The 25,180-nt window shown below is 63.0% G+C and carries 22 protein-coding genes; 12 read left to right on the top strand and 10 right to left on the bottom strand.

Features of this window, described 5'->3' with window-relative positions; all coding sequences use genetic code 11:
- The 9 genes from AK81_RS22780 to AK81_RS22820 form a co-directional block, all read right to left on the bottom strand.
- Positions 1–369, bottom strand: a 369-nt coding sequence (locus AK81_RS22780) for a DUF444 family protein (RefSeq protein WP_043202748.1), incomplete at its 3' end; no start/stop codon positions are given.
- Positions 370–500: 131 nt separating this feature from the next.
- Positions 501–2,423 carry a PrkA family serine protein kinase gene (locus AK81_RS22785; RefSeq protein WP_016497703.1) on the bottom strand — a complete coding sequence of 641 codons (1,923 nt, stop codon included), beginning with the start codon at positions 2,421–2,423 and terminating at the stop codon, positions 501–503.
- 285 nt (positions 2,424–2,708) lie between these two features.
- Positions 2,709–3,041 (bottom strand): thiosulfate sulfurtransferase GlpE, encoded by a 333-nt coding sequence (gene glpE, locus AK81_RS22790; RefSeq protein WP_043202751.1) that lies wholly within the window; start codon positions 3,039–3,041, stop codon positions 2,709–2,711.
- A gap of 14 nt (positions 3,042–3,055) precedes the next feature.
- On the bottom strand, positions 3,056–3,922 hold the full coding sequence (locus AK81_RS22795; RefSeq protein WP_043202753.1) for a symmetrical bis(5'-nucleosyl)-tetraphosphatase: 867 nt from the start codon (positions 3,920–3,922) through the stop codon (positions 3,056–3,058).
- Positions 3,922–4,302, bottom strand: coding sequence for a Co2+/Mg2+ efflux protein ApaG (gene apaG / locus AK81_RS22800; protein WP_043202755.1), 381 nt, complete (start codon positions 4,300–4,302; stop codon positions 3,922–3,924). The genes AK81_RS22795 and apaG overlap by 1 nt, the downstream gene beginning before the upstream one ends.
- Positions 4,303–4,508: 206 nt before the next feature.
- The gene (gene rsmA, locus AK81_RS22805) at positions 4,509–5,309 is read right to left on the bottom strand and encodes a 16S rRNA (adenine(1518)-N(6)/adenine(1519)-N(6))-dimethyltransferase RsmA (RefSeq protein ID WP_043202756.1); all 801 of its coding nucleotides are present in this window, start codon (positions 5,307–5,309) and stop codon (positions 4,509–4,511) included.
- Entirely contained in the window at positions 5,306–6,295 is a 990-nt protein-coding gene (gene pdxA, locus AK81_RS22810) for a 4-hydroxythreonine-4-phosphate dehydrogenase PdxA (RefSeq protein WP_043202758.1), read from the bottom strand. The genes rsmA and pdxA overlap by 4 nt, the downstream gene beginning before the upstream one ends.
- Positions 6,292–7,611 carry a peptidylprolyl isomerase SurA gene (surA, locus tag AK81_RS22815; RefSeq protein WP_043202761.1) on the bottom strand — a complete coding sequence of 440 codons (1,320 nt, stop codon included), beginning with the start codon at positions 7,609–7,611 and terminating at the stop codon, positions 6,292–6,294. Before surA ends, pdxA begins: the two co-directional genes overlap by 4 nt.
- Entirely contained in the window at positions 7,592–10,423 is a 2,832-nt protein-coding gene (locus AK81_RS22820) for an LPS-assembly protein LptD (protein ID WP_043202763.1), read from the bottom strand. The genes surA and AK81_RS22820 overlap by 20 nt, the downstream gene beginning before the upstream one ends.
- A 130-nt stretch (positions 10,424–10,553) precedes the next feature.
- On the opposite strand from AK81_RS22820, the gene AK81_RS22825 reads away from it, so the two are divergent.
- From AK81_RS22825 to AK81_RS22835, 3 genes are read left to right on the top strand one after another with little or no spacing between them, the layout of a single operon-like run.
- The gene (locus AK81_RS22825) at positions 10,554–11,573 is read left to right on the top strand and encodes an aminoglycoside phosphotransferase family protein (RefSeq protein WP_043202765.1); all 1,020 of its coding nucleotides are present in this window, start codon (positions 10,554–10,556) and stop codon (positions 11,571–11,573) included.
- Positions 11,570–12,241, top strand: coding sequence for an N-acetylmuramate alpha-1-phosphate uridylyltransferase MurU (gene murU, locus AK81_RS22830; protein ID WP_043202767.1), 672 nt, complete (start codon positions 11,570–11,572; stop codon positions 12,239–12,241). The genes AK81_RS22825 and murU overlap by 4 nt, the downstream gene beginning before the upstream one ends.
- A 1-nt stretch (position 12,242) precedes the next feature.
- Positions 12,243–13,010, top strand: coding sequence for a TerB family tellurite resistance protein (locus AK81_RS22835; RefSeq protein WP_043202770.1), 768 nt, complete (start codon positions 12,243–12,245; stop codon positions 13,008–13,010).
- Positions 13,011–13,118: 108 nt separating this feature from the next.
- Here AK81_RS22835 and AK81_RS22840 read toward each other — a convergent pair whose 3' ends face one another.
- Positions 13,119–14,117, bottom strand: coding sequence for an alpha/beta hydrolase family protein (locus tag AK81_RS22840; protein ID WP_043202772.1), 999 nt, complete (start codon positions 14,115–14,117; stop codon positions 13,119–13,121).
- 95 nt (positions 14,118–14,212) lie between these two features.
- On the opposite strand from AK81_RS22840, the gene AK81_RS22845 reads away from it, so the two are divergent.
- The 9 genes from AK81_RS22845 to trpE all read left to right on the top strand — a co-directional run bounded on the left by AK81_RS22845 (position 14,213) and on the right by trpE (position 25,127).
- Positions 14,213–16,600 (top strand): PAS domain-containing sensor histidine kinase, encoded by a 2,388-nt coding sequence (locus AK81_RS22845; RefSeq protein ID WP_043202774.1) that lies wholly within the window; start codon positions 14,213–14,215, stop codon positions 16,598–16,600.
- A gap of 7 nt (positions 16,601–16,607) precedes the next feature.
- Positions 16,608–17,240: a response regulator gene (locus AK81_RS22850; protein ID WP_193393774.1), complete on the top strand. Its 633-nt coding sequence runs from the start codon at positions 16,608–16,610 to the stop codon at positions 17,238–17,240.
- Positions 17,241–17,535: 295 nt separating this feature from the next.
- Positions 17,536–18,660 (top strand): ABC transporter ATP-binding protein, encoded by a 1,125-nt coding sequence (locus AK81_RS22855; RefSeq protein ID WP_043202776.1) that lies wholly within the window; start codon positions 17,536–17,538, stop codon positions 18,658–18,660.
- Positions 18,661–18,700: 40 nt separating this feature from the next.
- A complete protein-coding gene (locus AK81_RS22860) occupies positions 18,701–19,735 on the top strand; it encodes an ABC transporter substrate-binding protein (RefSeq protein WP_043202777.1) in 1,035 nt (344 codons plus the stop codon).
- A gap of 66 nt (positions 19,736–19,801) precedes the next feature.
- On the top strand, positions 19,802–21,049 hold the full coding sequence (locus tag AK81_RS22865) for an ABC transporter permease (protein WP_019472254.1): 1,248 nt from the start codon (positions 19,802–19,804) through the stop codon (positions 21,047–21,049).
- Positions 21,050–21,060: 11 nt separating this feature from the next.
- The gene (locus tag AK81_RS22870; protein WP_016497719.1) at positions 21,061–21,888 is read left to right on the top strand and encodes an ABC transporter permease; all 828 of its coding nucleotides are present in this window, start codon (positions 21,061–21,063) and stop codon (positions 21,886–21,888) included.
- Between the two features lie 198 nt (positions 21,889–22,086).
- Positions 22,087–22,761: a ribulose-phosphate 3-epimerase gene (gene rpe / locus AK81_RS22875; RefSeq protein ID WP_043202780.1), complete on the top strand. Its 675-nt coding sequence runs from the start codon at positions 22,087–22,089 to the stop codon at positions 22,759–22,761.
- Complete coding sequence (locus AK81_RS22880) at positions 22,758–23,576, top strand: phosphoglycolate phosphatase (RefSeq protein WP_043202783.1); 819 nt, start codon at positions 22,758–22,760, stop codon at positions 23,574–23,576. The genes rpe and AK81_RS22880 overlap by 4 nt, the downstream gene beginning before the upstream one ends.
- Before the next feature lie 69 nt (positions 23,577–23,645).
- Positions 23,646–25,127, top strand: a complete 1,482-nt coding sequence (gene trpE / locus AK81_RS22885) for an anthranilate synthase component I (RefSeq protein WP_043202785.1) — start codon at positions 23,646–23,648, stop codon at positions 25,125–25,127.
- Positions 25,128–25,180 lie beyond the last annotated feature (53 nt).

The following is a 25,180-nucleotide window of genomic DNA, read 5'->3' on the forward strand; positions in this document are numbered from 1 at the left end:
GAATTCTTCCTGGGTGATCTGGAAGACGAAGTCGTCCATGCCATCGCCGGAGTTGCCCGCTTTGCCGCGGCCGCCGCCGCCCCCGCCACCACCTTGTGGCCTGGGGATATGTTCGCCGGCAGTGAATTCCTTGTTGCCCGGGTGCACGACGGTCTGTTTGCCGCCGCGACCGTGGTGGAGCACGGGTTCGTCGATGTCACGCCCCGGGATGCTGATCTGCTCGCCATGTTCCATGTCCATGATGGAACGGCGGCTTACCGCCTCTTCGACGGCTTTCTTGATGTGTTCACGGTACCGCCGCAGGAAGCGCTGGCGGTTGACCGTGCTCTTGTTCTTGCCGTTCAGGCGTCGGTCTATAACGTAGCTCATGGTCCCTCCGGTAGCTGGGAACAGCTGCACGCTTCAAGCTACGAGCTTGCTGCAGCCAAAGGCAGCAAGGCAGTTGCTGCCGCCCGGGGCTGGCGTAGCAGCCCAGGGCGCGCAGTGTGTAGCTTGTCGCTTTATTGCGATTTCCTGACCCGCAGGTACCATTCCGACAGCAGACGAACCTGTTTGTCGGTGTAGCCACGCTCCACCATGCGCGTGACGAAGTCGTTGTGCTTCTGTTGGTCTTCCTTGCTGGCCTTGGCGTTGAAGCTGATGACCGGCAGCAGGTCTTCGGTGTTGGAGAACATTTTCTTCTCGATCACCACCCGCAGCTTTTCATAGCTCAGCCAGCTCGGGTTCTTGCCGTTGTTGTTGGCACGGGCACGCAGCACGAAGTTTACGATTTCGTTGCGGAAATCTTTCGGGTTGCTGATACCGGCCGGTTTCTCGATCTTCTCCAGCTCTTCGTTGAGGGCGATGCGGTTGAGGATTTCGCCGGTCTCCGGGTCGCGGTATTCCTGGTCCTGGATCCAGAAGTCGGCGTACAGCACGTAGCGGTCGAAAATGTTCTGGCCGTATTCGCTGTAGGACTCCAGGTAGGCCGTCTGGATTTCCTTGCCGATGAACTCGATATAACGCGGTGCCAGGTATTCCTTCAGGTAGCGCAGGTAGCGTTCGCGCACTTCGGCAGGGAACTGTTCCTGTTCGATCTGCTGTTCGAGCACATACAGCAGGTGAACCGGGTTGGCCGCGATCTCGTGTGGGTCGAAGTTGAAGACTTTGGAAAGGATCTTGAAGGCGAAGCGGGTCGACAGGCCGTTCATGCCCTCGTCGACGCCTGCCGAGTCCCGGTACTCCTGGATCGACTTGGCCTTCGGATCGGTGTCCTTGAGGTTCTCGCCATCGTAGACGCGCATCTTCGAGTAGATGTTGGAGTTCTCTGGCTCTTTGAGGCGCGAGAGTACAGTGAACTGGGCGAGCATCTTGAGGGTGTCTGGCGCGCAATGGGCCTTGGCCAGCGAGCTGTTGATCAGCAACTTGTCGTAGATCTTGATCTCATCGCTGACGCGCAGGCAGTAAGGCACCTTGACGATGTAGATCCGGTCGATGAACGCCTCGTTGTTCTTGTTGTTGCGGAAGGTGTGCCACTCCGATTCGTTGGAGTGGGCCAACAGGATGCCGGTGTAGGGAATGGCACCCAGCCCCTCGGTACTGTTGTAGTTACCTTCCTGAGTGGCCGTGAGCAGTGGGTGCAGGACCTTGATCGGGGCCTTGAACATCTCGACGAATTCCATCAGGCCCTGGTTGGCCCGGCACAGCGCGCCCGAATAGCTGTAGGCATCGGCGTCGTTCTGCGGGAATTCTTCGAGCTTGCGGATATCGACCTTACCGACCAGGGCGGAAATGTCCTGGTTGTTCTCATCGCCCGGCTCGGTCTTGGCGATGGCGATCTGGTTGAGGATCGACGGGTACAGCTTGACCACTTTGAACTTGCTGATGTCGCCGCCGAACTCCTGCAGGCGCTTGGTGGCCCAGGGCGACATGATGGTGTTCAGGTAGCGCCGCGAGATGCCGTACTCTTCCTCGAGGATGGCCCCGTCTTCGGTGGCGTTGAACAGCCCCAGGGGCGACTCGAATACCGGCGACCCCTTGATGGCATAGAACGGTACCTTTTCCATCAGCTGCTTGAGTTTTTCGGCCAGCGACGATTTACCGCCGCCCACCGGGCCCAGCAGATAGAGGATTTGTTTCTTTTCTTCCAGGCCTTGGGCGGCGTGGCGGAAATAAGACACGATCTGGTCGATGCACTCTTCCATGCCATGGAAGTCGGCAAAGGCCGGATAGCGGCGGATAACCTTGTTGGAGAAGATGCGCGACAGCCTGGAGTTGGTAGAGGTGTCGATCAGCTCTGGCTCACCGATGGCCAGCAACAGCCGTTCGGCCGCCGATGCGTAGGCACTGCGATCCCCTTTGCACAGCTCGAGGTACTCCTGCAGCGAGAGTTCTTCCTGGCGCGTGGACTCGAAACGTTGTTGGAAGTGGCTAAAAATACTCATGACGTCACCTCGCTCGATACGTGGAGACGACGCCGGATCAGTCAGCTGATGCTGGCATGCAACCGGGTTTCGCCGGTTGCTGTATACCCCCCAGAACACCCTGTAACGCTACCGATGACCCGCACGCCGGTGTACCGGCTCTCCCCTTTTTCTGGATGGCCTGCGCTTAAGAATAGTTGGTTATCGGTAAGTTCAAGGCGGAGGGGCGGAGAAGTTGCGAACGACCGTTCGTCAGATAAGCCGCAAGCCCGCACGTGGCGCGGGCTGCAGTAAAAATGAAAATATTTATTCGGCGGTGCCTTGGGCGGTCTCTGCCGGGTAGGTGGCGCGCCACAGCTCAAAGCCGCCGTCCACGCTGTACACGTCGGAAAAGCCCTGGCCGACCAGGTAGGCGGCAGCGCTCTGGCTGGAATTGCCGTGGTAGCAGACCACCAGGGTAGGGGCGTCGAGGTCGGCATTGCGGATGAACTCGGCAACCGAAGTGTTATCCAGATGCTGGGCGCCGGTGATGTGGCCTGCGGCGAAGGCTTGCGAGTCACGAATGTCGACGACGACCGCACCTTCTTGCTTGCGAAGCTCCAAGGCCTGCTCGGGAGGGATGCGCTTGAATTCGCTCATGGGTACTACTTCCTTCAGGTGTGGTCGTTGAGTGTAGTGGGTTGTGCCGGCTGGCGCAGGGTGCCGTCGTCGGCGCAGTCGCAGCGGTGGTATTCGCCGCTGTCGACGTTGTACAGGGTCATGGCGCCGCCCCACACGCAGCCGGTGTCCAGGGCGATGACGCCCGGCTCGTCGACGCGGCCTTCGAGGGCGGCCCAGTGGCCGAAGATGATCTTCACATGCCGCGAGCGGCGGTCCTTGTGTGCAAACCAGGGCTTGTAACCCTTGGGCGCGGTGCCCAGGCCTTCCTTGCTCTTGAGGTCGAGCTTGCCCTCTGCGGTGCAGAAACGCATGCGTGTGAAGTAGTTGGTGATGACCCGCAGGCGCTCGATGCCGGTGAGGTTCTTGCTCCACTTGTTCGGCTCGTTGCCGTACATGCCGTCGAGGTACAGCTTCAGGCGGCCATCGTCGCGCAGTACTTCTTCCACCTCAGCGGCAAGGCCCAGGGCCTGGCCGAGTGTCCACTGCGGCGGGATGCCGGCGTGCGCCATGGCAATGCCGCGTGCCTCATCGTAATGCAGCAGTTTTTGCTGGCGCAGCCAGTGGAACAGCAGGTCGGCGTCCGGTGCTTCGATGATCTCGCGCAGCGTGTCGCTTTTCTTCAGGCGCTCGACGTTGTGCCAGGCGGCCAGCAGGTGCAGGTCATGGTTGCCCAGCACGCAGACCAGCGACTGGCGGATCGAGTACAGGAAACGCAGGGTTTCCAGTGATTCGGGGCCGCGGTTGACCAGGTCGCCGACCAGCCACAGGCGGTCGACGGCCGGGTTGAAACTGACACGTTCGAGCAGGCACTTGAGGGGTTGCAGACAGCCCTGCAGGTCACCGACGGCGTAGGTTGCCATCAGTGCAGTGCCCCGGGCACCGCGAGGCGGAAGGGGGCGATCTCGGCGTCGAAGCGCTTACCGTCTTCGGCGAACATCTGGTAACTGCCCTGCATGGTGCCCACGCGGGTGGTGATAACCGCACCGCTGCTATAGGTATGGCTCTGGCCCGGATCGATGTTGGGCTGTTGGCCAACCACGCCGGAGCCGCGCACTTCCTCGACCTCACCGTCACCATTGGTGATCAGCCAGTGGCGTGACAGCAGCTTGGCTTTGAGCGAGCCGCCGTTGTGCACGGTGATGGTGTAGGCGAAGGCGAAACGACTGTTTTCGGGGTCGGATTGTTCTTTGAGGTAGCGGGTCACGACGCTGACGTCGATCAGATAGCGGGGATCGGACATGCAATGGCCTTGGGCGAGCTGACGCAATAATGCAGTCTAGGCCATTGGGAGGGGGGAGGGCCAGCGGTGTAAGGCTTGCGGATTTGTGTTGTCGGTGCTGGCCCTATCGCCGGCAAGCCAGCTCCCACAGGTACAGCACAGTTCTTGAGTGCTGTGGAGTTCCTGTGGGAGCTGGCTTGCCGGCGATAGGGGCGGTACAGGCAGCGTCAGGCTTGCTGATCGGCCAACTGGTCAGCCAGGCGCACGAAGGCCGCCAGGTCCAGCTGTTCGGGGCGCAGGCTGCCATCCACGCCGGCAGCTTCAATGGCCGTGCTGTCGAGCAGGCCTTTCAGGGTATTGCGCAGTGTCTTGCGACGCTGGTTGAAGGCTTCGCGAACGACACGCTCCAGCAGCAGGTGGTCCTTGGCCGGGAACGGCAGCACCTCGTGCGGTACCAGGCGGACGATGGCTGAATCCACTTTCGGCGGCGGGTTGAAGGCACCAGGGCCCACGTTGAACAGGTGCTCGACGCGGCAGTGGTACTGCACCATGATCGACAAACGCCCCCAGTCACCACCGCCAGGGCCGGCGGCCATGCGCTCGACCACTTCCTTTTGCAGCATGAAGTGCATGTCGCGGATCAGCCCGGCATGGCTGAGCAGGTGGAAGATCAGCGGGGTGGAAATGTTGTAGGGCAGGTTGCCCACCACCTTGAGGCTGCGCGGTGGCACGCCCAGCTGGTTGAAGTCGAACTTCAGGGCGTCGCCCTGGTGCAGGCGGAAGTTGCTGCGGTTGCCGAACTTGTGCTGCAGGATCGGCACCAGGTCCTTGTCCAGCTCCACCACGTCCAGTTGTGCGCCGCTGCCCAGCAGGCCTTCGGTCAGGGCGCCTTGGCCCGGGCCGATTTCCAGCAGGTGTTCGCCGGCCTTGGCGTTGATGGCGCGCAGGATGCGGTCGATGATGCCGGCGTCGTGCAGGAAGTTCTGGCCGAAGCGCTTGCGCGCCCGGTGTTGGTATTGCTCGTTCATGGTCGGTTCTCGGCCATCTGGTAGGCGGTTTCCAGTGCGACGCGCAGGCTGCCGGTGTCGACGTTGCCGGTGCCGGCGAGGTCCAGGGCGGTGCCGTGGTCGACCGACGTGCGGATGATCGGCAGGCCCAGGGTCACGTTGACGGCAGCGCCGAAGCCTTTGTACTTGAGTACAGGCAGGCCTTGGTCGTGGTACATCGCCAGCACTGCGTCGCAGTGCTCCAGATATTTGGGGGTAAACAGGGTATCGGCCGGCAATGGCCCGCGCAGGTCCATGCCTTCGGTGCGCAGGCGGGCCAGGGTCGGCTCGATGATGTCGATTTCTTCGCGGCCCAGGTGGCCGCCCTCGCCCGCGTGCGGGTTGAGGCCACACACCAGTATGCGCGGGTTGGCAATGCCGAACTTGTCGCGCATGTCGGCATGCAGGATACGGGTTACACGTTCGACGCGCTCGGCAGTGATGGCATCGGCAATATCACGCAGCGGCAGGTGCGTGGTCACCAGGGCCACGCGCAGGCCGCGGGTGGCCAGCATCATTACCACTTGCGGGGTGTGGGTGAGTTCGGCAAGGAACTCGGTATGCCCGGAGAAGGCGATACCGCTTTCGTTGATTACGCCTTTGTGCACAGGGGCAGTGATCATCCCGGCAAAATGCCCATCGAGGCAGCCTTGCCCGGCGCGTGACAGGGTTTCCAGCACGAACGCCGCGTTGGCTTTGTCGAGCTGGCCTGGCACTACCGGGGCTGCAAGAGGGGTATCCCATACGTACAGGCTGCCCGCGGGTGCCGGTCGGTCGGGCCATTGGCCCGGGGCGACTGGCAGCAGGCTGACGGCCAGCCCCAGCTGCGTGGCCCGCTCGGCGAGCAGGTCACGGCTGGTGATGGCGATCAGGGGGTGGGGCTGGGCGTCTGCGGCGAGCAGCAGGCACAGGTCGGGACCTATGCCGGCAGGCTCGCCGGGAGTGACGGCGAAGCGTAGGGGCTTCACTGAACGGCCTGGTCAGCGCCAGGCAGCTTGATTTCAACGTAGGCTTCGTCGCGAATCTGGCGCAGCCAGGTTTGCAGCTCTTCGTCGTACTTGCGGTTGCGCAGGACGCTCTGGGCCTGTTGCTCACGTGCCTGTTCGGTGCTGTCGGTGGCGCGGCGGCCCAGCACTTCCAGAACGTGCCAGCCGTACTGGGTCTTGAACGGCTTGGTCACTTCGCCTTGCTGGGCGTTGGCCATCTGTTCGCGGAACTCCGGTACCAGGCTGTTCGGGTCTACCCAGTTGAGGTCGCCGCCGTTGAGCGCCGAACCCGGGTCTTCCGAGAAGCTCTTCGCCAGCTCGCCGAAGTCTTCGCCGTTCTTGATGCGATCGTACAGGCGCTCGGCCAGTTGCTCGGTGGCCGCTTCGCTGCGGATCTCACTTGGCTTGATCAGGATGTGGCGTACATGCACCTCGTCACGCAGCACGTTCTCGCTGCCACCGCGCTTCTCCTCGAGCTTGAGGATGATGAAGCCGTTGGGGATGCGAATAGGCTGGGTGATTTCACCGACCGGCATGCTGCTGAGCATCTTGGCGAAGTCTGGTGGCAGCTGGCCGGCTTTACGCCAGCCCATCTCGCCGCCTTCCAGGGCGTTCTCGCTGGCGGAACGGGCAATGGCCATCTGGCCGAAGTCCGCGCCTTGCTTGAGCTGCTGGTAGACATCGCCGACCTGGCGTGCGGCCGCCTGGATGGCTTCCGAGTTGGCGCCTTCCGGGGTCGGGATGAGGATGTTGGCGAGGCGGTACTCTTCCGACATCTGCATCTTGCCCATGTCGGAGTTGAGGAAGTTCTTCACTTCCTGCTCCGACACCTGGATGCGCTCGGCCACCCGGCGCTGACGCACGCGGCTGATGATCATCTCGCGTTTGACCTGCTCGCGAGCGTCGTCGAACGACAGGCCGTCATGGGCCAGGGCGGCGCGGAACTGGTCCAGCGACATGCCATTGCGCTGGGCAATGGTGCCGATGGCCTGGTTCAGCTCTTCGTCGGTAATGCGGATACCGGAGCGCTCGCCGATCTGCAGCTGCAGGTTCTCGACGATCAGGCGTTCCAGTACCTGCTGTTCCAGGGCACCGGTCGGCGGCACGCCGCCGCCGCGCTTGGCGATGGTTTGCTGCACCTCGTGGACGCGCTGGTCCAGCTGGCTTTGCATGACCACGTCGTTGTCGACGATGGCCACCACGCGATCAAGAGGTTGTACCGCGGCATGCACCGCGCCACTCAGCAAAGCGGCGCCCAGCAACACTGGGCGCAGACGATCAATAAGCTTGGTCTTCACGTTCACGGTAACCTTGAATGCCTTGGTCGAGGAAAGATTCGACCTTGTTGCCCACTACGCCACCGAGGCCTTTCAGAACGATCTGAAGGAAGATACCGTGGTCGCCTTTTTCGTTCGCCGGAAGTGCCTGGCTGAAGTCGTCGTAATCGATCCAGTAACGGTTGATCAGGCGCAGCTTCCAGCAGCAGTTGTCGTACTCGAAACCGCCCATGGCTTCCAGGGTGCGGTTGCGGTTGTAGTCATGCTGCCAGCGAGCGATGACGTTCCACTGCGGAACGATCGGCCAGATGACCGAGAAGTCGTGCTGCTGGATCTTGTAGTAGTCCTTGATGTAGTTCGGATCGCCGGGATTCCCAAAACTACTACCACCCTCTTTCCAAGTACCCGTGGAAGAATCGTAAACGATTGTGTCGTTACGGTACCGATAACCAAGGTTAAGCACCTTGTTCGGGTTGTCCTCAGGCTGATAGTGGAACATCGCGCTCCCCGACCGGGTGCTGCGGCTGTCCGGGTCCCAGTTGAAGTCCGAATTGAAGCGCCAGTCGCGGTTGAAGTAGTAGTTGTACATCAGGGCGTAAGGCGATACATCGGACTGTGAGGATTTCCGAGTGCGATAGTTAATCCCTGGAAGCTGGACTTTGCGATCTTTGAAATAGTACGCCTGACCGATACTGAAGTTCTGGCGCTCGAAGCCGTTTTCTTCGATCCAACGAGTGGTCACCCCCAACGACAGCTTGTTCTCGTCGCCGATACGGTCGGTGCCGCTGAAGCGGTTATCGCGGAACAGCGAATCGTAGCTGAATAGGCTCTCCCCCGAGTCGAACAGCGGGATGTCCTTCTGGTCCTTGTACGGGACGTTGAGATAGAACAGGCGTGGCTCGAGGGTTTGCTTGTAGTTGGTGCCGAACAACGACGTATTGCGGTCGAAGTACAGTCCGCTATCCACACTGAAGATCGGGACGTCTCGGTTCAGCGAGCTGTTGTAGCTGCCATACGCCGGGTTTGCCGACTGCGCGATTGCCTGGGCTTTGCCCTGGCTGTCCAGGTCCAGGTCGTAATGGGTGTACGCATACTTCAGCTTGGGCGTCAGGTAGCCGTAGCTGGCTTCCATCGGCAGGCTGATCGACGGCGCAACGTTGTAGCGGTTGCCGTTGGCGCGGGCGATACCGGAAACGTTTTGGTCGAGCCGTCGACCGCCCAGCACTTGACCTGTGATTGGATCTGTCACCACACCTGCAGTTGTGTCCGGCAGGCCGTCTTTGTTGAAAACCAAATCGTTTTTGAGGTCTCGATCGAAGCGCACAGCTTCGCTCTCATACTCAAGGTTCAGTCCGCCTGGTTCGAACGGCAGCTTACCGTTGAAGGTAATTTGCGGCAGGCGATCATATGGCGTGATCTTCGAGATGGTCGCCATCTCGTAGGCATGCACGTTCAACCGCGCGGTGTAGCTGTCACCGCGGTAGGTCAGGGCGCCCTGCTGGTTCAACAGGTCCTGGGTCTCTACGCCGATCTGGTCGGATTCCAGGTCCTGGAAGTAGAACGGGTCGCTGATGTCGGTGTAGTCCACCTCGGCCATCAGGCGCTCGTCCAGGCCACCCTTGTGCTGCCAGTTGACCATCCAGCGCTGTTCTTTGTAGTCAGTCTGGTCTTTGCGGTCGTCGTTCTTGTCGTTCAGGTACGCGCCACCGAACTGGCCTTCGCTGGAAGGCGTCAGGTAGCGGAACTCGCCTTCCATCAGCAGGCCGCGTTTGGTCATGTAACGCGGGTACAACGTGGCGTCGTAGTTGGGCGCCAGGTTGAAGTAGTACGGCGTCACCAGCATGAAGCCGGTGTCGCTGCTGGTGCTGAACGATGGCGGCAGGAAGCCGGACTGGCGACGGTCGTCGATCGGGAAGTAGATGTACGGTGTGTAGAACACCGGGAAATCCTTCACCCGCAGCGTAACGTTGGTCGCAGTACCGAAACCGGTGGCCGGGTTCAGGGTGATGTTGTTGCCTTTCAGCTGCCAGGCGTTGCTGCCTGGTTCGCAGGTGGTGTACGTACCGTCCTTGAGGCGGATGATGGCGTTTTCACCACGCTTGGCATACAGGGCACTGCCGCGGATGTGCGACTTGTGCATCACGTATTCGGCGTTGTCGACCTGGGCTTCGCCCGTGTCGAGCTGAATCTGTGCCTCGTCACCGACCACCAGCGAACCGTTGTCACGGATCTTGACGTTGCCCTTGAGCTCGCCACGGTTTTCGGTCTGGTAGAGGTTGGCCTCGTCGGCCTCGGCCTGCATGCTGCCCTGGCGCATCACCACGTCACCGGCGAGGGTAGCAATCTGCTGCTCCTGCTGGTACTTGGACACCTTGGCGTTGATGTAGGTCGGCGACTCGTCCTTCGGCGTGGTGTCGGCCATGCCCGGGCGGGTTGGCTCGACATACGCGCCACCGCAATACGGGCCGGTTTCGGCCAGCTGCGCGGCAGTCAGCTTGTCACGCGGCACCCAGTCCAGGTGGCTGTAGTCTTCGCTGCGCGACTTCAGGGCACGGCCCTTGGCCTCGGTGACCAGCATCGGCCGGTCCGCGGTTTCGGCTTCGCTCGCGGCTTCTGTGCCGGAGCTGACGGCCGCACCCTCGTGCACCGGGCGCGGCGGCAGGTTGTTGACTGGCGCTTTGGGCTTGCAGTCCCAACCACCGGAGGCGGACACTTGGCAGTCGAACTGTTCGGCTGCCACTACATATGAGGTGGCCAGAGGTTGCAGGGCCAGCAGACCGCCGGTTACCAGCAACGGAAACTTTCTACGAAACGCGGGGGATTTCAATGCCATCTTATTAGTCCGGGCTTCCTGCGTGCCATCTGCCCGCGTGTGGGGCCGCACGCCTCTCGATGGTCTGAAAAAGATGCTGGATAATAAAGCATGACCCGCTTGACGGCTAGGGCCGTCGGAGACCCTTGTAATGCCTGAACACGATGTACGCCTGCAACAACTGACGGTCTGGCTCGATGAGCAGCTCAATGATCTTTTCCTGAACAACGCCTGGGGCGAAGTGCCCGCAGGCAGCCTGACCGCGGCCAGCAGCGACGCCAGCTTCCGCCGCTACTTCCGCTGGCAGGGCGCTGGGCACAGCTTCGTGATCATGGACGCGCCACCCCCGCAGGAAAACTGCCGACCGTTCGTCGCCATTGACCATCTGCTGGCCAGCGCTGGTGTGCATGTGCCGCTGATCCATGCCCAGGACCTGGAGCGCGGCTTCCTGTTGCTGGGGGATCTGGGCCACCAGACATACCTTGATGTAATTGATGCCGACAACGCCGATGGCCTGTTCGCCGACGCCATCGAGGCCTTGCTGGCCTTCCAGCGCCTGCCAATGGATGCGCCGCTGCCCAGCTACGACGATGCCCTGTTGCGCCGTGAAGTAGAGCTGTTTCCCGAGTGGTACGTGGGGTGTGAGCTTGGCCTGGCCTTGAGCGAAGTGCAGAAAGCCACCTGGCAGCGGGTCAGCCAGTTGCTGATCGACAGTGCCCTGGCCCAGCCCAAGGTGCTGGTGCACCGCGACTACATGCCGCGCAACCTGATGCAGAGCACCCCCAACCCCGGTGTACTGGACTTCCAGGACGCGGTGTACGGCCCGGTCACCTACGACATCACCTGCCTGTTCAAGGACGCCTTCCTCAGCTGGCCGCAGGCACGGGTCGAAGGCTGGCTGCGAAATTACTGGCAGCAGGCCAAGGCGGCCGGCATCCCGGTGCAGGACGACTTCGAAGCGTTCCAGCGTGCCAGCGACCTGATGGGTGTGCAGCGCCACCTGAAGGTCATCGGCATTTTCGCCCGCATCTGCCACCGCGATGGCAAACCGCGCTACTTGGGCGACGTGCCGCGTTTCTTCGCCTATATAGAAGAAGTGATCGGCCGCCGGCCCGAATTGGCGGAGCTGGGTGAGCTGATTGCCGAGTTGCAGGCCGGAGTGCGTGCATGAAGGCAATGATCCTGGCAGCGGGCAAAGGCGAGCGCATGCGCCCGTTGACCCTGCATACCCCCAAACCACTGATCCCGGTCGCCGGCAAGCCGCTGATCGAGTACCACCTGCACGCTCTGGCGGCGGCGGGTGTTACCGAAGTGGTGATCAACCATGCCTGGCTCGGCCAGCAGATCGAAGACCACCTGGGCGATGGCAGCCGCTTCGGGGTGAGCATCCGTTATTCACCCGAGGGCGAGCCGCTGGAAACCGGTGGCGGCATCTTCAAGGCCCTGCCGTTGCTGGGTGACGCGCCGTTCCTGCTGGTTAACGGCGATGTCTGGAGCGACTACGACTTCACAGGCCTGCAGGCACCCTTGCAAGGCCTTGCTCACCTGGTACTGGTCGACAACCCTGGCCATCACGGGCGCGGTGACTTCCGCCTGGTGGGCGAGCAGGTCGTCGATGGCGATGATGCACCAGGCACGCTGACCTTCAGTGGCCTGTCGGTGCTGCATCCGGCACTGTTCGACGATTGCCAGCCCGGTGCCTTCAAGCTGGCGCCGTTGCTGCGCCAGGCCATGGTGGACGGCAAGGTCACTGGCGAGCACTACCCTGGGCACTGGGTGGATGTTGGCACGCTTGAGCGCCTGGCCGAGGCTGAGCGCTTGATTGGCGAGCGCGCCTGATATGTGGTGGCCAGGCACGGTGATTGGTATGGGGGCCGGTTTTGCTGTTGCCAGCATACCGGGGGCATTGCTCGGTGGGTTGCTTGGGCAGGCCATGGACCGCCGCCTGCGCTTGCGAGGCTGGGAAGACATGCGCGAACGCCTGGGCGGGCGCTCGGCCTTGCGCGACGACGAGTTGCTGTTCGTGATGCTCGGGCGCCTGGCCAAGTGTGATGGCCGGGTGGCGGAGCAGCATATCCGTCAGGCACGCCAGGAAATGGTGCGCCTGGACCTGGCCGAAGCGGCCCGGCTGCGCGCGATAGCCGCGTTCAACCGCGGCAAGGCGGGCAAGGACCGGCTGGGCAGCCATTTGCGCCGCATTCGCCAGCAGCCGCATGCGGCTGAAGGCACCCTGCGCGCCTGTTGGCGCATGGTCTGGGCCGACGGCAAGATGGGCAACAAGGAACGCGAGCTGCTGCTGGACTGGGGGCAGAAGCTGGGCCTGAGCCGGCGGCAGGTGCAGGCGATGTCGCTGGAGTACGAGCCGCGCAAGGCAACCGGAACGGAAGGGGTGGCCATGACCTATGCCGCAGCGTTGCGCTTGCTGGCGGTTGAGGCGGACACCGAGACCGACAAGGTCAAGCAGGCGTATCGCCGGCTGGTCAGCCGGCATCACCCGGACAAGCTGGCGGGTACCGGTGCCAGCGAGGCGCAGGTGCGCGAGGCGACCGAGCGCACCCGCGAGCTGCACCAGGCCTATGCCATGATCCGTAAGCGCCGGGGCCTGTAAGGGCCTCTTCGCCGGCAAGCCAGCTCCCACAGGTAATTCACAGGTCCTGAATTTTGTGGGGTACCTGTGGGAGCTGGCTTGCCGGCGATAGGGCCATCATGGCGAATCTTATCCTTGCGGGCTCATCCACCCCCGCACCCGGCGGAACAACTGCTCTTGTTCCGCCGCCTTGTTCCCTGGTATGGCAATCAACGACAACTGCCGGTACTGGCTGTCCTTCTGCCGCTTGCTGGCCTGCAGGCGCTGCGCGGCCGCCTTGCGGTCGCTGCTACGGGTGACGTAGTAGATATCGGCAGTCGGCACCTTCAAGGTAGGTGCCAGGCTTTCCAGGTCATGTTCAACCCGCGCCGGTGTCTGCGCGGCGACCATCACCAGTTTTTGTACCTGTGGTGGCTGCTTCTCGCTCAGATAGCGGGCCGCCCAATACGCACCGCTACCATGGCCGATCAGCACGATGCTGCGGGCGTTGTGTTGCTGGGCGTACGCCACGGCGGCATCCAGCCGGGCGAAGATGCGTTCGGCATCTGCCGGGTCGGCCTGCTCGCTGGCCTGTTCGGCGTCGGTGCTCTCTGCCGCGTCGGCATCGGCTGCGGTGGCCTGGGCCACGTTGGCGTTGGCGTCGGCCGGTACATCCTTGGCCGGTGCGCTTTCGCCTGGGTCTTTCGCAGGCTCGGCAGGCGGTGTGGCCTCGACCCTGGCTTGCGGGCTGTCGGCAAGCAGGTCGGGCAGGCTGACGCTCAGGCTGTGCCAGCCGACATCAGGGAATTTCTGCCGCAGTGGGCCGACCGCATTTGGCCAGTCGGCGGTCTCGCCTGCACCTGGGAGGATGATGACTGCCCCTTGCGGGTCGCTGTCGTTGGCCGGTTTCCACAGGGCCAGGAAGCTGTCGGCACCGGCCTGCAGGGTCTGCTGCTCAGCCTTTGGTACCAGCCGCTCCAGCGCTTGGGCATCTTCCTGGCTGCGCTCCAGCAGGGGCGGGCGCGGGGCTTCGGCGGTCGGCGCTTCGGTAGTGGTGGGTGGTTTTTCGGCATCGGCAGCCAAGGCGCCGAGTGGAAGGATCGAGGCCAGGCAGCACATTGCCAGCGTCGTGCGATAAAGTGTGGACATGAGTCAACCCAAGGCCAGAATGATACCGGCAGCCTAATAGTATTTGCCCGTGACGGCCATGCTGCATGGCCGCCTTTGCCAAGACGAGCGTGTAGATGAAGCGAGTGCGTCGCCTGTTGGTTATCGGCTGCTTGTGGCTGCCCTTGATTGCATTGGCCAGGCCCGAGGGGGTGCCCACCGTTACCCTGGAGCCTGCGCAGCAGCAGTGGCTGGACGCGCACCGCAGCTTGCGCGTCGGCCTGGTGCTGCAGGCACCCTACGCCCAGTTCGATCGGCGCCTGCAGCAACTGTACGGGGCCAACGTAGAACTGGTAGACAGCCTTGCGCAGGCACTGCGCCTGGACCTTACCTGGCGCAACTTCAGCGACCAGGCCAGCCTTGAACATGCCCTGTTGGCCGGGGAAATCGACTTCGCCCCGGGCCTGACCCAGACGCCGGCCAGTCTGCGCCTGTGGTTGTTCAGCGACCCGTACATGCGCGTGCCGCAACTGGTCGTGGGGCCGCGCACCGGGGCCATGGCCGTAGAGCTGGAAAAGCTTGAAACCGAGCAGCGGGTGGTGGTTCGCATGCCCAGCCAGTTGGCGGATTACCTGCGCGGCAACTACGGCAACCTCAACCTGCAGGGGGTGCCCAACGAGCGGGAGGCCCTGCAACTGGTGGTAGGTGGCCAGGCCAGTTTTGCGGTGCTGGATGAAGCCCAGCTCAGCCGCCTGTCACGCGAGAGCGAGTTCAGCGAGCTGGCGGTGGTCGGCGATATCGGCCTGCCGCAGCTGCTGCGTATCGGCTCGCGACGCGACTGGCCGCTGCTGGCCGATGTGCTCGAGCGCGGCCTGCAGGCACTGCCGGCCAAGGAGCTGGAGCAACTGCACCAACGCTGGTTGCAGCCCAAATACCCACGGCTGAGCGAGTCGCCTGGCTTCTGGCAGAACCTGGCCTTGCTGTTCGGTATGTTGCTGATGTGTGCCTTGGCCACCCTGGTGTGGCAACGCCGGCAGCAGCGCCAGCTGGAGCGCAGCCTGCTGACCACCCGGGAAAGCCTGGTGGAGCGACAAGTACGTGAAGAGGCCCTGCGCCTGAGCCAGTTCGCCATCGACCAGAGCACGGTGGGCATTCTCTGGGTCAACTGGGACAGCCACATACGCTACGCCAATCACGCCGCCGAGCGCATGCTGGGGTATGGCGACGGCGAACTGCTGGAGCGGCCGTTGAGCACCTTCGAGCCGAGCCTGACCATGGACCGCTGGCTCGAGTTATGGAAAGGCGCTCGCACGGGGGAGGGCGGCGTCGGCCAGTTCGAGGCGCAGTGCCGGCGAGCAGACAACAGCCTGCTGCCAGTCGAGCTGTCACTGAGCTTTCTGCGCTTTCGTGATTCCGAATACCTGGTGGTCTACCTCGCCGATGTCACCGAGCGCCACCGCGCCCTGGCGGCACTGCGCGAAAGCGAGGCGCGGCTCAAGGGCATTGCCGGCAACGTGCCGGGGCTGGTGTTTCGCCTGGAGCGCGACCCGGCCGAGGGCGAGCTGGAATTCCCCTACATCAGTGAGGGCAGCGAGGCGTTGGTGGGCTATGCGCCTGTCGAGATCCAGCACCCACAGATGGGCCTGCGCAACCTGGTTCACCCCGAAGACCGCGCCGATTACCACCGGGTCCAGGACCTGGCCTTGGCCAGCGACCAGGATTGGTCCTGGCAGGGGCGTATCCTGACCCGCCAGGGTGAACAACGCTGGGCCGACATCAAGGCCAGCACCCGGCGCCTGACCAACGGCCAGGTGGTGTGGGACGGTGTGGTATGGGACATCACCCAGGGCAAGCGGGCCGAGTTGGCGTTGGCGAAATCCCAGGAGCAGCTGCGCGAGCTGTCGGCCCACCTGGAAAGCGTGCGCGAGGAAGAAAAGGCCCGCATCGCCCGGGAAGTGCATGATGAACTGGGGCAGATGCTGACCGTGCTCAAGCTGGAGGTATCGATGTGCGAGCTGGCGTTTGCCGAGCTGGACCCCGGCCTGAATGAGCGGCTGGCTAGCATGAAGCGCCTGATTGCCCAGCTGTTCCAGCTGGTGCGTGATGTCGCCACTGCCTTGCGCCCGCCAATCCTCGATGCCGGCATTGCCTCGGCCATCGAATGGCAGGCACGGCGCTTCGAAGCCCGCACGCAGATCCCCTGCCTGGTACAAGTGCCGGATAATCTGCCAGCATTGAGCGATGCCAAGGCCACCGGCCTGTTCCGTATCCTGCAGGAGGCGCTGACCAACGTCATGCGTCACGCCCAGGCCCACAGCGTGGAGATCGAACTGGTGCGTGAAGACGGGCAGTTGCGCATGACGGTCAGCGATGATGGCCAAGGCTTTTGCCGCGAGCAGACCCGGCCCACGTCATTCGGCCTGGTGGGTGTACGCGAGCGGGTGCTGATGCTGGGGGGCAGCATGGCGCTGGACAGTGAACCGGGCGAAGGCACCAGCCTGAGTGTGGCCATTCCGTTGGAGTAGGAGAGCAATCGTGATTCGAGTACTGGTGGCCGAAGACCACACCATTGTCCGTGAAGGCATCAAGCAGTTGATTGGCCTGGCCAAGGACATGCAGGTGGTGGGGGAGGCCGGGAACGGCGAGCAGTTGCTCGAAACCCTGCGCCACACGCCGTGCGAAGTGGTGCTGCTGGATATCTCGATGCCGGGGGTGAACGGCCTGGAGGCGATCCCGCGGATCCGTGCCTTACACGATGCGCCGGCAATCCTGATGCTGTCGATGCACGACGAGGCACAGATGGCGGCGCGGGCGCTGAAGGCCGGTGCGGCGGGCTATGCCACCAAGGACAGTGACCCGGCGCTGCTACTGACCGCGATTCGCCGGGTAGCCGCTGGCGGGCGTTACATCGACCCGTCGCTGGCCGACCGTATGGTGTTCGAAGTGGGCCTGACCGAGTCCCGGCCGTTGCACACGCTGCTGTCGGAGCGGGAGTTCTCGGTGTTCGAGCGCCTGGCCCAGGGGGCCAACGTCAACGACATCGCCCAGCAGCTGGCGCTGTCGAGCAAGACCATCAGCACCCACAAGGCGCGCTTGATGCAAAAGCTGAAAGTGAACTCGCTGGCGGAGCTGGTGAAGTACGCCATGGAGCACAAGCTGGTCTGATTGCGACATCCCCGTTCTCGAAACTTGCCGTGGCCCCTGTGGGAGCGGGCATGCCCGCGAAAGGGCCTGGCCTGCTGATCTCTATGGCTGAGCCGGCCTCTTCGCGGGCATGCCCGCTCCCACAGGTTTGGTGGGTGGCTCGGAAGGGCATTCCAAACCCGTCATCCTTGTAGGGCAATCCCTACAGCAAATCTTCCATCCGGATGATGGCATTCTCTCAGTGCCCCCGATTTTCGGGCGCTTGCGCCTCTTCTACTCTTTTGCCTACGCAGTCATCCAACAAGAAGGTGCAGGCATGAGCGAGGCGAAGTCGAACGCTGCAACCAGCGAAACGCTGGTCAGCTTCCGTGGTGTGCAGAAGAGCTACGACGGCGAGTCGCTGATCGTCAAAGACCTCAACCTGGAAATCCGCAAAGGTGAGTTCCTGACCCTGCTCGGCCCGTCCGGCTCGGGCAAGACCACCAGCCTGATGATGCTCGCCGGCTTCGAAACCCCTACCGCCGGTGAAATTCAGCTGGCCGGGCGCTCGATCAACAACGTGCCGCCGCACAAGCGCGACATCGGCATGGTGTTTCAGAACTACGCGCTGTTCCCGCACATGACCGTGGCCGAGAACCTGGCCTTTCCGCTGACCGTGCGCAACCTGAGCAAGACCGACGTCAGCGAGCGGGTCAAACGCGTGCTGAACATGGTCCAGCTCGATGCTTTCGCCAGGCGCTACCCCGGCCAGCTCTCCGGTGGCCAGCAACAGCGTGTGGCCCTGGCCCGTGCGCTGGTGTTCGAGCCGCAACTGGTGCTGATGGACGAACCGCTCGGCGCGCTGGACAAGCAGCTGCGTGAACACATGCAGATGGAGATCAAGCACATCCACCAGCGCCTTGGCGTGACCGTGGTGTACGTGACCCACGATCAGGGCGAAGCGCTGACCATGTCCGACCGCGTGGCGGTGTTCCACCAGGGCGAGATCCAGCAGATCGCCGACCCGCGCACGCTCTACGAAGAACCTTGCAATACCTTCGTCGCCAACTTCATCGGCGAGAACAACCGCATCAACGGCACCCTGCTGGCCAGCGATGGCAAACGCTGCCAGGTGCAGCTGCCGCGCGGCGAGCGGGTCGAGGCGCTGGCGGTGAACGTCGGCCAGGCCGGTGAGCCGGTAACCCTGTCGATCCGCCCGGAGCGCGTGCGCCTGAATGGCCACAGCGAAAGCTGCGTCAACCGCTTCTCTGGCCGGGTGGCCGAATTCATTTACCTGGGCGACCACGTGCGGGTGCGCCTGGAAGTTTGCGGCAAGGCCGACTTCTTCGTGAAACAGCCGATTGCCGAGCTCGACCCGGCCCTGGCCGTGGGCGATGTGGTACCGCTGGGCTGGGAGGTGGAGCACGCCCGCGCGCTCGATCCGATTGCCGAAGCCCATTGATGGATAGCTTCACCAACCCTGTACTGTGGAGAGAATAAGAATGCGCAAGCAGTTGAAACTGACCGCCCTGGCCCTGGGGCTGTTCGCCGCTGGCCAGGCCATGGCCGCAGACCTCACCGTGATCTCGTTCGGGGGCGCCAACAAGGCCGCCCAGGTCAAAGCGTTCTACGAGCCATGGGAGAAGGCGGGTAACGGCAAGATCGTCGCCGGTGAGTACAACGGCGAGATGGCCAAGGTAAAGGCGATGGTCGACACCAAGAGTGTGTCGTGGAACCTGGTAGAGGTGGAGTCGCCGGAGCTGTCGCGCGGTTGCGATGAGGGCATGTTCGAAGAACTCGACCCAGCACTGTTCGGCGATGCAGCCGACTATGTGCCTGGCGCCATCCAGCCGTGCGGCGTGGGCTTCTTCGTCTGGTCCACGGTCATGGCCTACAACGCCGACAAGCTCAAGACTGCACCGACCAGCTGGGCCGATTTCTGGGACACCAAGCAGTTCCCAGGCAAACGTGGCCTGCGCAAGGGCGCCAAGTACACGATGGAATTCGCACTGATGGCCGATGGCGTTGCGCCCAAGGACGTCTACACAGTGCTGGCAACCAAGGAAGGCCAGGACCGCGCCTTCAAGAAGCTCGATGAACTCAAGCCCAGCATCCAGTGGTGGGAAGCGGGCGCACAGCCACCGCAGTTCCTGGCCTCGGGCGACGTGGTCATGAGCTCTGCCTACAACGGCCGTATTGCCGCTGTGCAGAAAGAGAGCAACCTCAAGGTGGTGTGGAACGGCGGCATCTACGACTTTGATGCCTGGGCGATCCCTAAAGGTGCCAAGAACGTCGAAGAGGCGAAGAAGTTCATCGCCTATAGCGTCAAGCCCGAGCAGCAGAAGATCTACTCCGAGAACATCGCCTACGGCCCGGCCAACACCAAGGCCGTGAGCCTGCTGTCGGACGAGGTGAAGAAGGACATGCCGACCACACCTGAAAACATTGCCAATCAGGTGCAGATCGATGTGGCCTTCTGGGCCGACAACAGCGAGCAGCTGGAGCAACGCTTCAACGCCTGGGCGGCGAAGAAGTAAGGCGTATCAAAGGGGCGCTGGCCGTTGCGCTGGCGCTCCCCGTTTCCCTGTTTTGCGGAGTTCGCCATGGCCATTGCAGTGCCCCTCAACGAAGGCGCAGGTCCAAGTCTCAAGCAGCGCCTGAAACACGCCGAGCGGGTCAACCGCTGGAAGGCGCAGGCGTTGATCGCGCCGCTGGCGCTGTTTCTTCTGCTGGTGTTCCTGGTGCCGATTGCGGCGCTGCTGTACAAGAGCGTCGGCAACCCGGAAGTGGTCGCCGGCCTGCCACGCACGGTAGACATCATCACCCAGTGGGATGGCAAGAGCCTGCCGGGCGAGGATGTGTACAAGGCGCTGAGCCAGGACCTGGCCGAGTCGCGCAAGAACCAGACCCTTGGCGACCTGTCCAAACGCTTGAACATGGAACTGGCCGGCTACCGCAGCCTGTTGACCAAGACCGCCCGGGCACTGCCATTCAAGGCGGAACCTGCCTCTTATAAAGACGCCTTGCAGGCCGTCGACGAGCGTTGGGGCGACCCGGCCTACTGGCAGGCGATACGCCGCAATACCAGTACGGTGACCTCGTTCTACCTGCTGGCTTCCGTCGATCACCGCATCGACGACCTGGGCGAGCTGGCCAAGGCCACGCCGGACCAGGCCATTTACCTGGATATCTTTGCCCGCACCCTGTGGATGGGTGTGGTGATTACCGCCATCTGCCTGGTGCTGGCTTACCCGCTGGCCTACCTGCTGGCCAACCTGCCGACCCGGCAGAGCAACCTGCTGATGATTCTGGTGTTGCTGCCGTTCTGGACTTCGATCCTGGTGCGGGTGGCGGCGTGGATCGTGCTGCTGCAATCGGGTGGCCTGATCAACAGTGCACTGATGGCCATGGGCATCATCGACCAGCCGCTGGAACTGGTGTTCAACCGCACCGGTGTGTACATCTCCATGGTGCACATTCTGCTGCCGTTCATGATCCTGCCGCTGTACAGCGTGATGAAGGGCATTTCGCCCAGCTACATGCGTGCCGCGATCTCGCTGGGCTGCCACCCGTTCGCCAGCTTCTGGCGGGTGTACTTCCCGCAGACCTACGCCGGTGTTGGCGCGGGTTGCCTGCTGGTGTTCATCCTGGCCATCGGCTACTACATCACCCCGGCGCTGCTGGGTAGCCCGAACGACCAGATGGTCAGCTACTTCGTTGCCTTCTATACCAACACCAGCATCAACTGGGGCATGGCCACCGCGTTGGGCGGGCTGTTGCTGCTGGCTACCGTGCTGTTGTACCTGATCTATAGCTGGCTGGTCGGCGCCAGCCGCCTGCGCCTGAGCTGAGGAGCCTTGCCATGTTGAGCCCCTATATGTCGCCCGTGGAGCGGGTCTGGTTCTACAGCCTGCGCATTCTTTGCGGCCTGGTTCTGCTGTTCCTGATCTTGCCGGTGCTGGTGATCGTGCCGCTGTCGTTCAACAGTGGCAGCTTCCTGGTGTACCCGCTGCAGGGCTTTTCGCTGCAGTGGTACCAGGATTTCTTCGGCTCGGCCGAATGGATGCGGGCGCTGAAAAACAGCATCATCGTCGCCCCGGCGGCGACGGTGCTGGCCATGGTGTTCGGTACCCTGGCGGCCATCGGCCTGACCCGTGGCGATTTCCCGGGCAAGTCGCTGGTGATGGCACTGGTGATTTCACCGATGGTGGTGCCGGTGGTGATCATTGGCGTGGCCAGCTACCTGTTCTTCGCCCCGCTGGGGATGGGCAACAGCTTTACCTCGCTGATTCTGGTGCATGCGGTGCTGGGCGTGCCGTTCGTCATCATTACCGTGTCGGCAACCTTGCAGGGTTTCAACTACAACCTGGTGCGGGCGGCTGCCAGCCTGGGTGCGTCGCCGCTGCTGGCCTTCCGTCGGGTGACCCTGCCGCTGATTGCGCCCGGGGTGATCTCGGGGGCGCTGTTCGCCTTTGCCACGTCGTTTGACGAGGTGGTGGTGACACTGTTCCTGGCAGGGCCGGAGCAGGCGACCCTGCCGCGGCAGATGTTCAGTGGTATCCGCGAAAACCTGAGCCCGACCATTGCGGCGGCGGCGACCTTGCTGATTGCGTTCTCGGTGGTGTTGCTGCTGACCCTGGAGTGGCTGCGTGGGCGCAGCGAGAAGCTGAGGACCCAGCAGCCTGCCTGATCGTCGGGAGGGCTTTGCCCTCCGATCGCGACACAAGGCCGCTCCTACAGGAGACCGCGATCCCTTGTAGGAGCGGCCTTGTGTCGCGATCGGGGTGCAAAGCGCCCCCTGTGTCGGACACCAATTGATACCAATCAGCCCTCATCCCCTTCCCTGAGTTACAATGCGCGCCACCGTGATTCTGCCAACAGGTGCGCCATGCAGCCCTACGCTATTGCCCCCTCCATCCTCTCCGCCGATTTCGCCCGCCTGGGTGAGGACGTCGACAAGGTATTGGCTGCGGGTGCCGACATCGTCCACTTCGATGTCATGGACAACCACTACGTTCCCAACCTGACCATTGGCCCGATGGTCTGCACCGCCCTGCGCAAGTACGGCGTCACTGCCCCGATCGACGTGCACCTGATGGTCAGCCCGGTCGACCGCATCATCGGCGACTTCATCGAAGCCGGCGCCACCTACATCACCTTCCACCCGGAAGCCTCGCAGCACGTCGACCGTTCGCTGCAACTGATCAAGGACGGCGGCTGCAAGGCCGGCCTGGTGTTCAACCCGGCCACCAGCCTGGATGCCCTGAAGTACGTGATGGACAAAGTCGACATGGTGCTGCTGATGAGCGTCAACCCAGGCTTTGGCGGGCAGAAGTTCATCCCGGGCACCCTCGACAAGCTGCGCGAGGCGCGTGCGCTGATCGACGCCAGCGGCCGTGATATCCGCCTGGAAATCGACGGTGGCGTCAACGTCAACAACATCCGCGAGATCGCTGCCGCTGGCGCCGACACCTTCGTGGCCGGTTCGGCGATCTTCAACGCCCCGGACTACCAGGAAGTCATCGCCAAGATGCGCGCCGAGCTGGCCCAGGCCCGCCCATGAGTGGCTTCGAGCAGCTGTTCCCGGGGACGCTGCCCAGGCTGGTGATGTTCGATCTGGACGGTACCCTGATCGATTCCGTGCCAGACCTGGCCGCCGCCGTGGACCGCATGCTGCTCGAACTGGGGCGCCCGCCTGCCGGCCTTGAGGCCGTACGCCACTGGGTTGGCAATGGCGCCCAGGTGCTGGTGCGCCGTGCACTGGCGGGTGGCATCGACCACGCCGCCGTGGACGATGCGCTGGCCGACCAGGCGCTGGCGCTGTTCATGGACGCCTATGCGCAAAGCCATGAACTGACCGTGGTCTACCCCGGTGTGCAGGACACCCTGCGCTGGCTGCGCAAGCAGGGCGTGGAAATGGCCCTGATCACCAACAAGCCCGAGCGCTTCGTCGGCCCGCTGCTTGACCAGATGAAAATCGGCAATTACTTCCGCTGGATCATTGGCGGCGACACCCTGCCGCAGAAAAAGCCCGACCCGGCGGCGTTGCTGTTCGTCATGCAGATGGCCGGCGTTACCCCGCAGCAGTCGTTGTTTGTCGGCGATTCGCGCAGTGACGTGCTGGCGGCCAAAGCGGCTGGCGTGCAGTGCGTGGGGCTGACCTACGGCTACAACCATGGCCGGCCGATCCACGACGAATCCCCCAACCTTGTGATCGACGATCTGCGCGCATTGCTACCCGGTTGCGCAGACCCGGCCACTGGGATAACGTTGGCGGACCTTCAAGCCTCACAAGACAGAGAGCCCACCGTGGTGGTTACTGGCAAATTCTGGATGAAAGTCATCAAGGCCCTGGCCCGTTGGCGTTGGCGCGCCTGACTTCAGCCTGCCGGCGCGTGCCGGCCCGTCCGTTTGCCTGACCTATTGCTGCTTGCCACGAGGCTACTCATGAACCGCGAAGAATTCCTGCGCCTGGCCGCTTCCGGCTACAACCGCATTCCCCTGGCCTGCGAAACCCTGGCCGACTTCGACACGCCGCTGTCGATCTACCTGAAACTGGCTGACCAGCCCAACTCGTACCTGCTCGAATCGGTACAGGGCGGCGAGAAATGGGGCCGTTACTCGATGATCGGTCTGCCGTCGCGCACCGTGATGCGTGTGCACGGCTACCACGTCAGCATCCTGCAGGATGGCGTCGAGGTTGAAAGCCACGATGTCGAAGACCCGCTGGCGTTCGTTGAAACCTTCAAGGACCGCTACAAGGTTGCCGACATCCCCGGCCTGCCGCGCTTCAACGGCGGCCTGGTCGGCTATTTTGGCTATGACTGCGTGCGTTATGTGGAAAAGCGCCTGGGCGCCAGCCCTAACCCGGACCCGCTGGGTGTGCCGGATATCCTGTTGATGGTGTCCGATGCTGTGGTGGTGTTCGACAACCTGGCGGGCAAGATGCACGCCATCGTGCTGGTCGACCCGGCTGAAGAACAGGCCTTTGAACAGGGCCAGGCACGCCTGCAAGGCCTGCTGGAAACCCTGCGCCAGCCGATCACCCCGCGCCGCGGCCTGGACCTGAGCGGCCCGCAGGCTGCCGAGCCGGAATTCCGCTCCAGCTATACCCGCGACGACTACGAGAACGCGGTCGGCCGTATCAAGGAGTACATCCTGGCCGGTGACTGCATGCAGGTGGTGCCGTCGCAGCGCATGTCGATCGACTTCAAGGCTGCGCCCATCGACCTGTACCGTGCGCTGCGCTGCTTCAATCCGACGCCGTACATGTACTTCTTCAACTTTGGCGACTTCCATGTAGTCGGCAGCTCGCCCGAGGTGCTGGTACGTGTCGAGGACAACCTGGTCACCGTGCGCCCGATTGCCGGTACCCGCCCGCGTGGCGCGACCGAAGAGGCCGACCGCGCGCTGGAAGACGACCTGCTGTCGGACGACAAGGAAATCGCCGAGCACCTGATGCTGATCGACCTGGGCCGCAACGACGTGGGCCGTGTGTCCTCGACCGGCAGCGTGCGCCTGACCGAGAAGATGGTGATCGAGCGTTACTCCAACGTGATGCACATTGTCTCCAACGTCACCGGCCAGTTGCGTGAAGGGCTGACGGCGATGGATGCACTGCGGGCAATCCTGCCGGCTGGCACCCTGTCGGGTGCGCCGAAGATCCGTGCGATGGAAATCATCGACGAGCTGGAGCCGGTCAAGCGTGGGGTTTACGGTGGTGCAGTCGGCTACTTTGCCTGGAACGGCAACATGGACACCGCGATTGCCATCCGTACTGCGGTGATCAAGGATGGCGAGCTGCATGTGCAGGCCGGGGGCGGTATCGTTGCCGACTCGGTGCCGGCGCTGGAGTGGGAAGAAACCATCAACAAGCGCCGGGCGATGTTCCGTGCGGTGGCGCTTGCAGAGCAGACTTTGGCCAAGTAACTCACGGGCCTCCGGGGCTGCTTCGCAGCCCATCGCGACACAAGGCCGCTCCC

The sequence above is a fragment of the Pseudomonas putida W15Oct28 genome, assembly GCF_000708715.2.
Lineage (GTDB): Bacteria > Pseudomonadota > Gammaproteobacteria > Pseudomonadales > Pseudomonadaceae > Aquipseudomonas > Aquipseudomonas putida_R.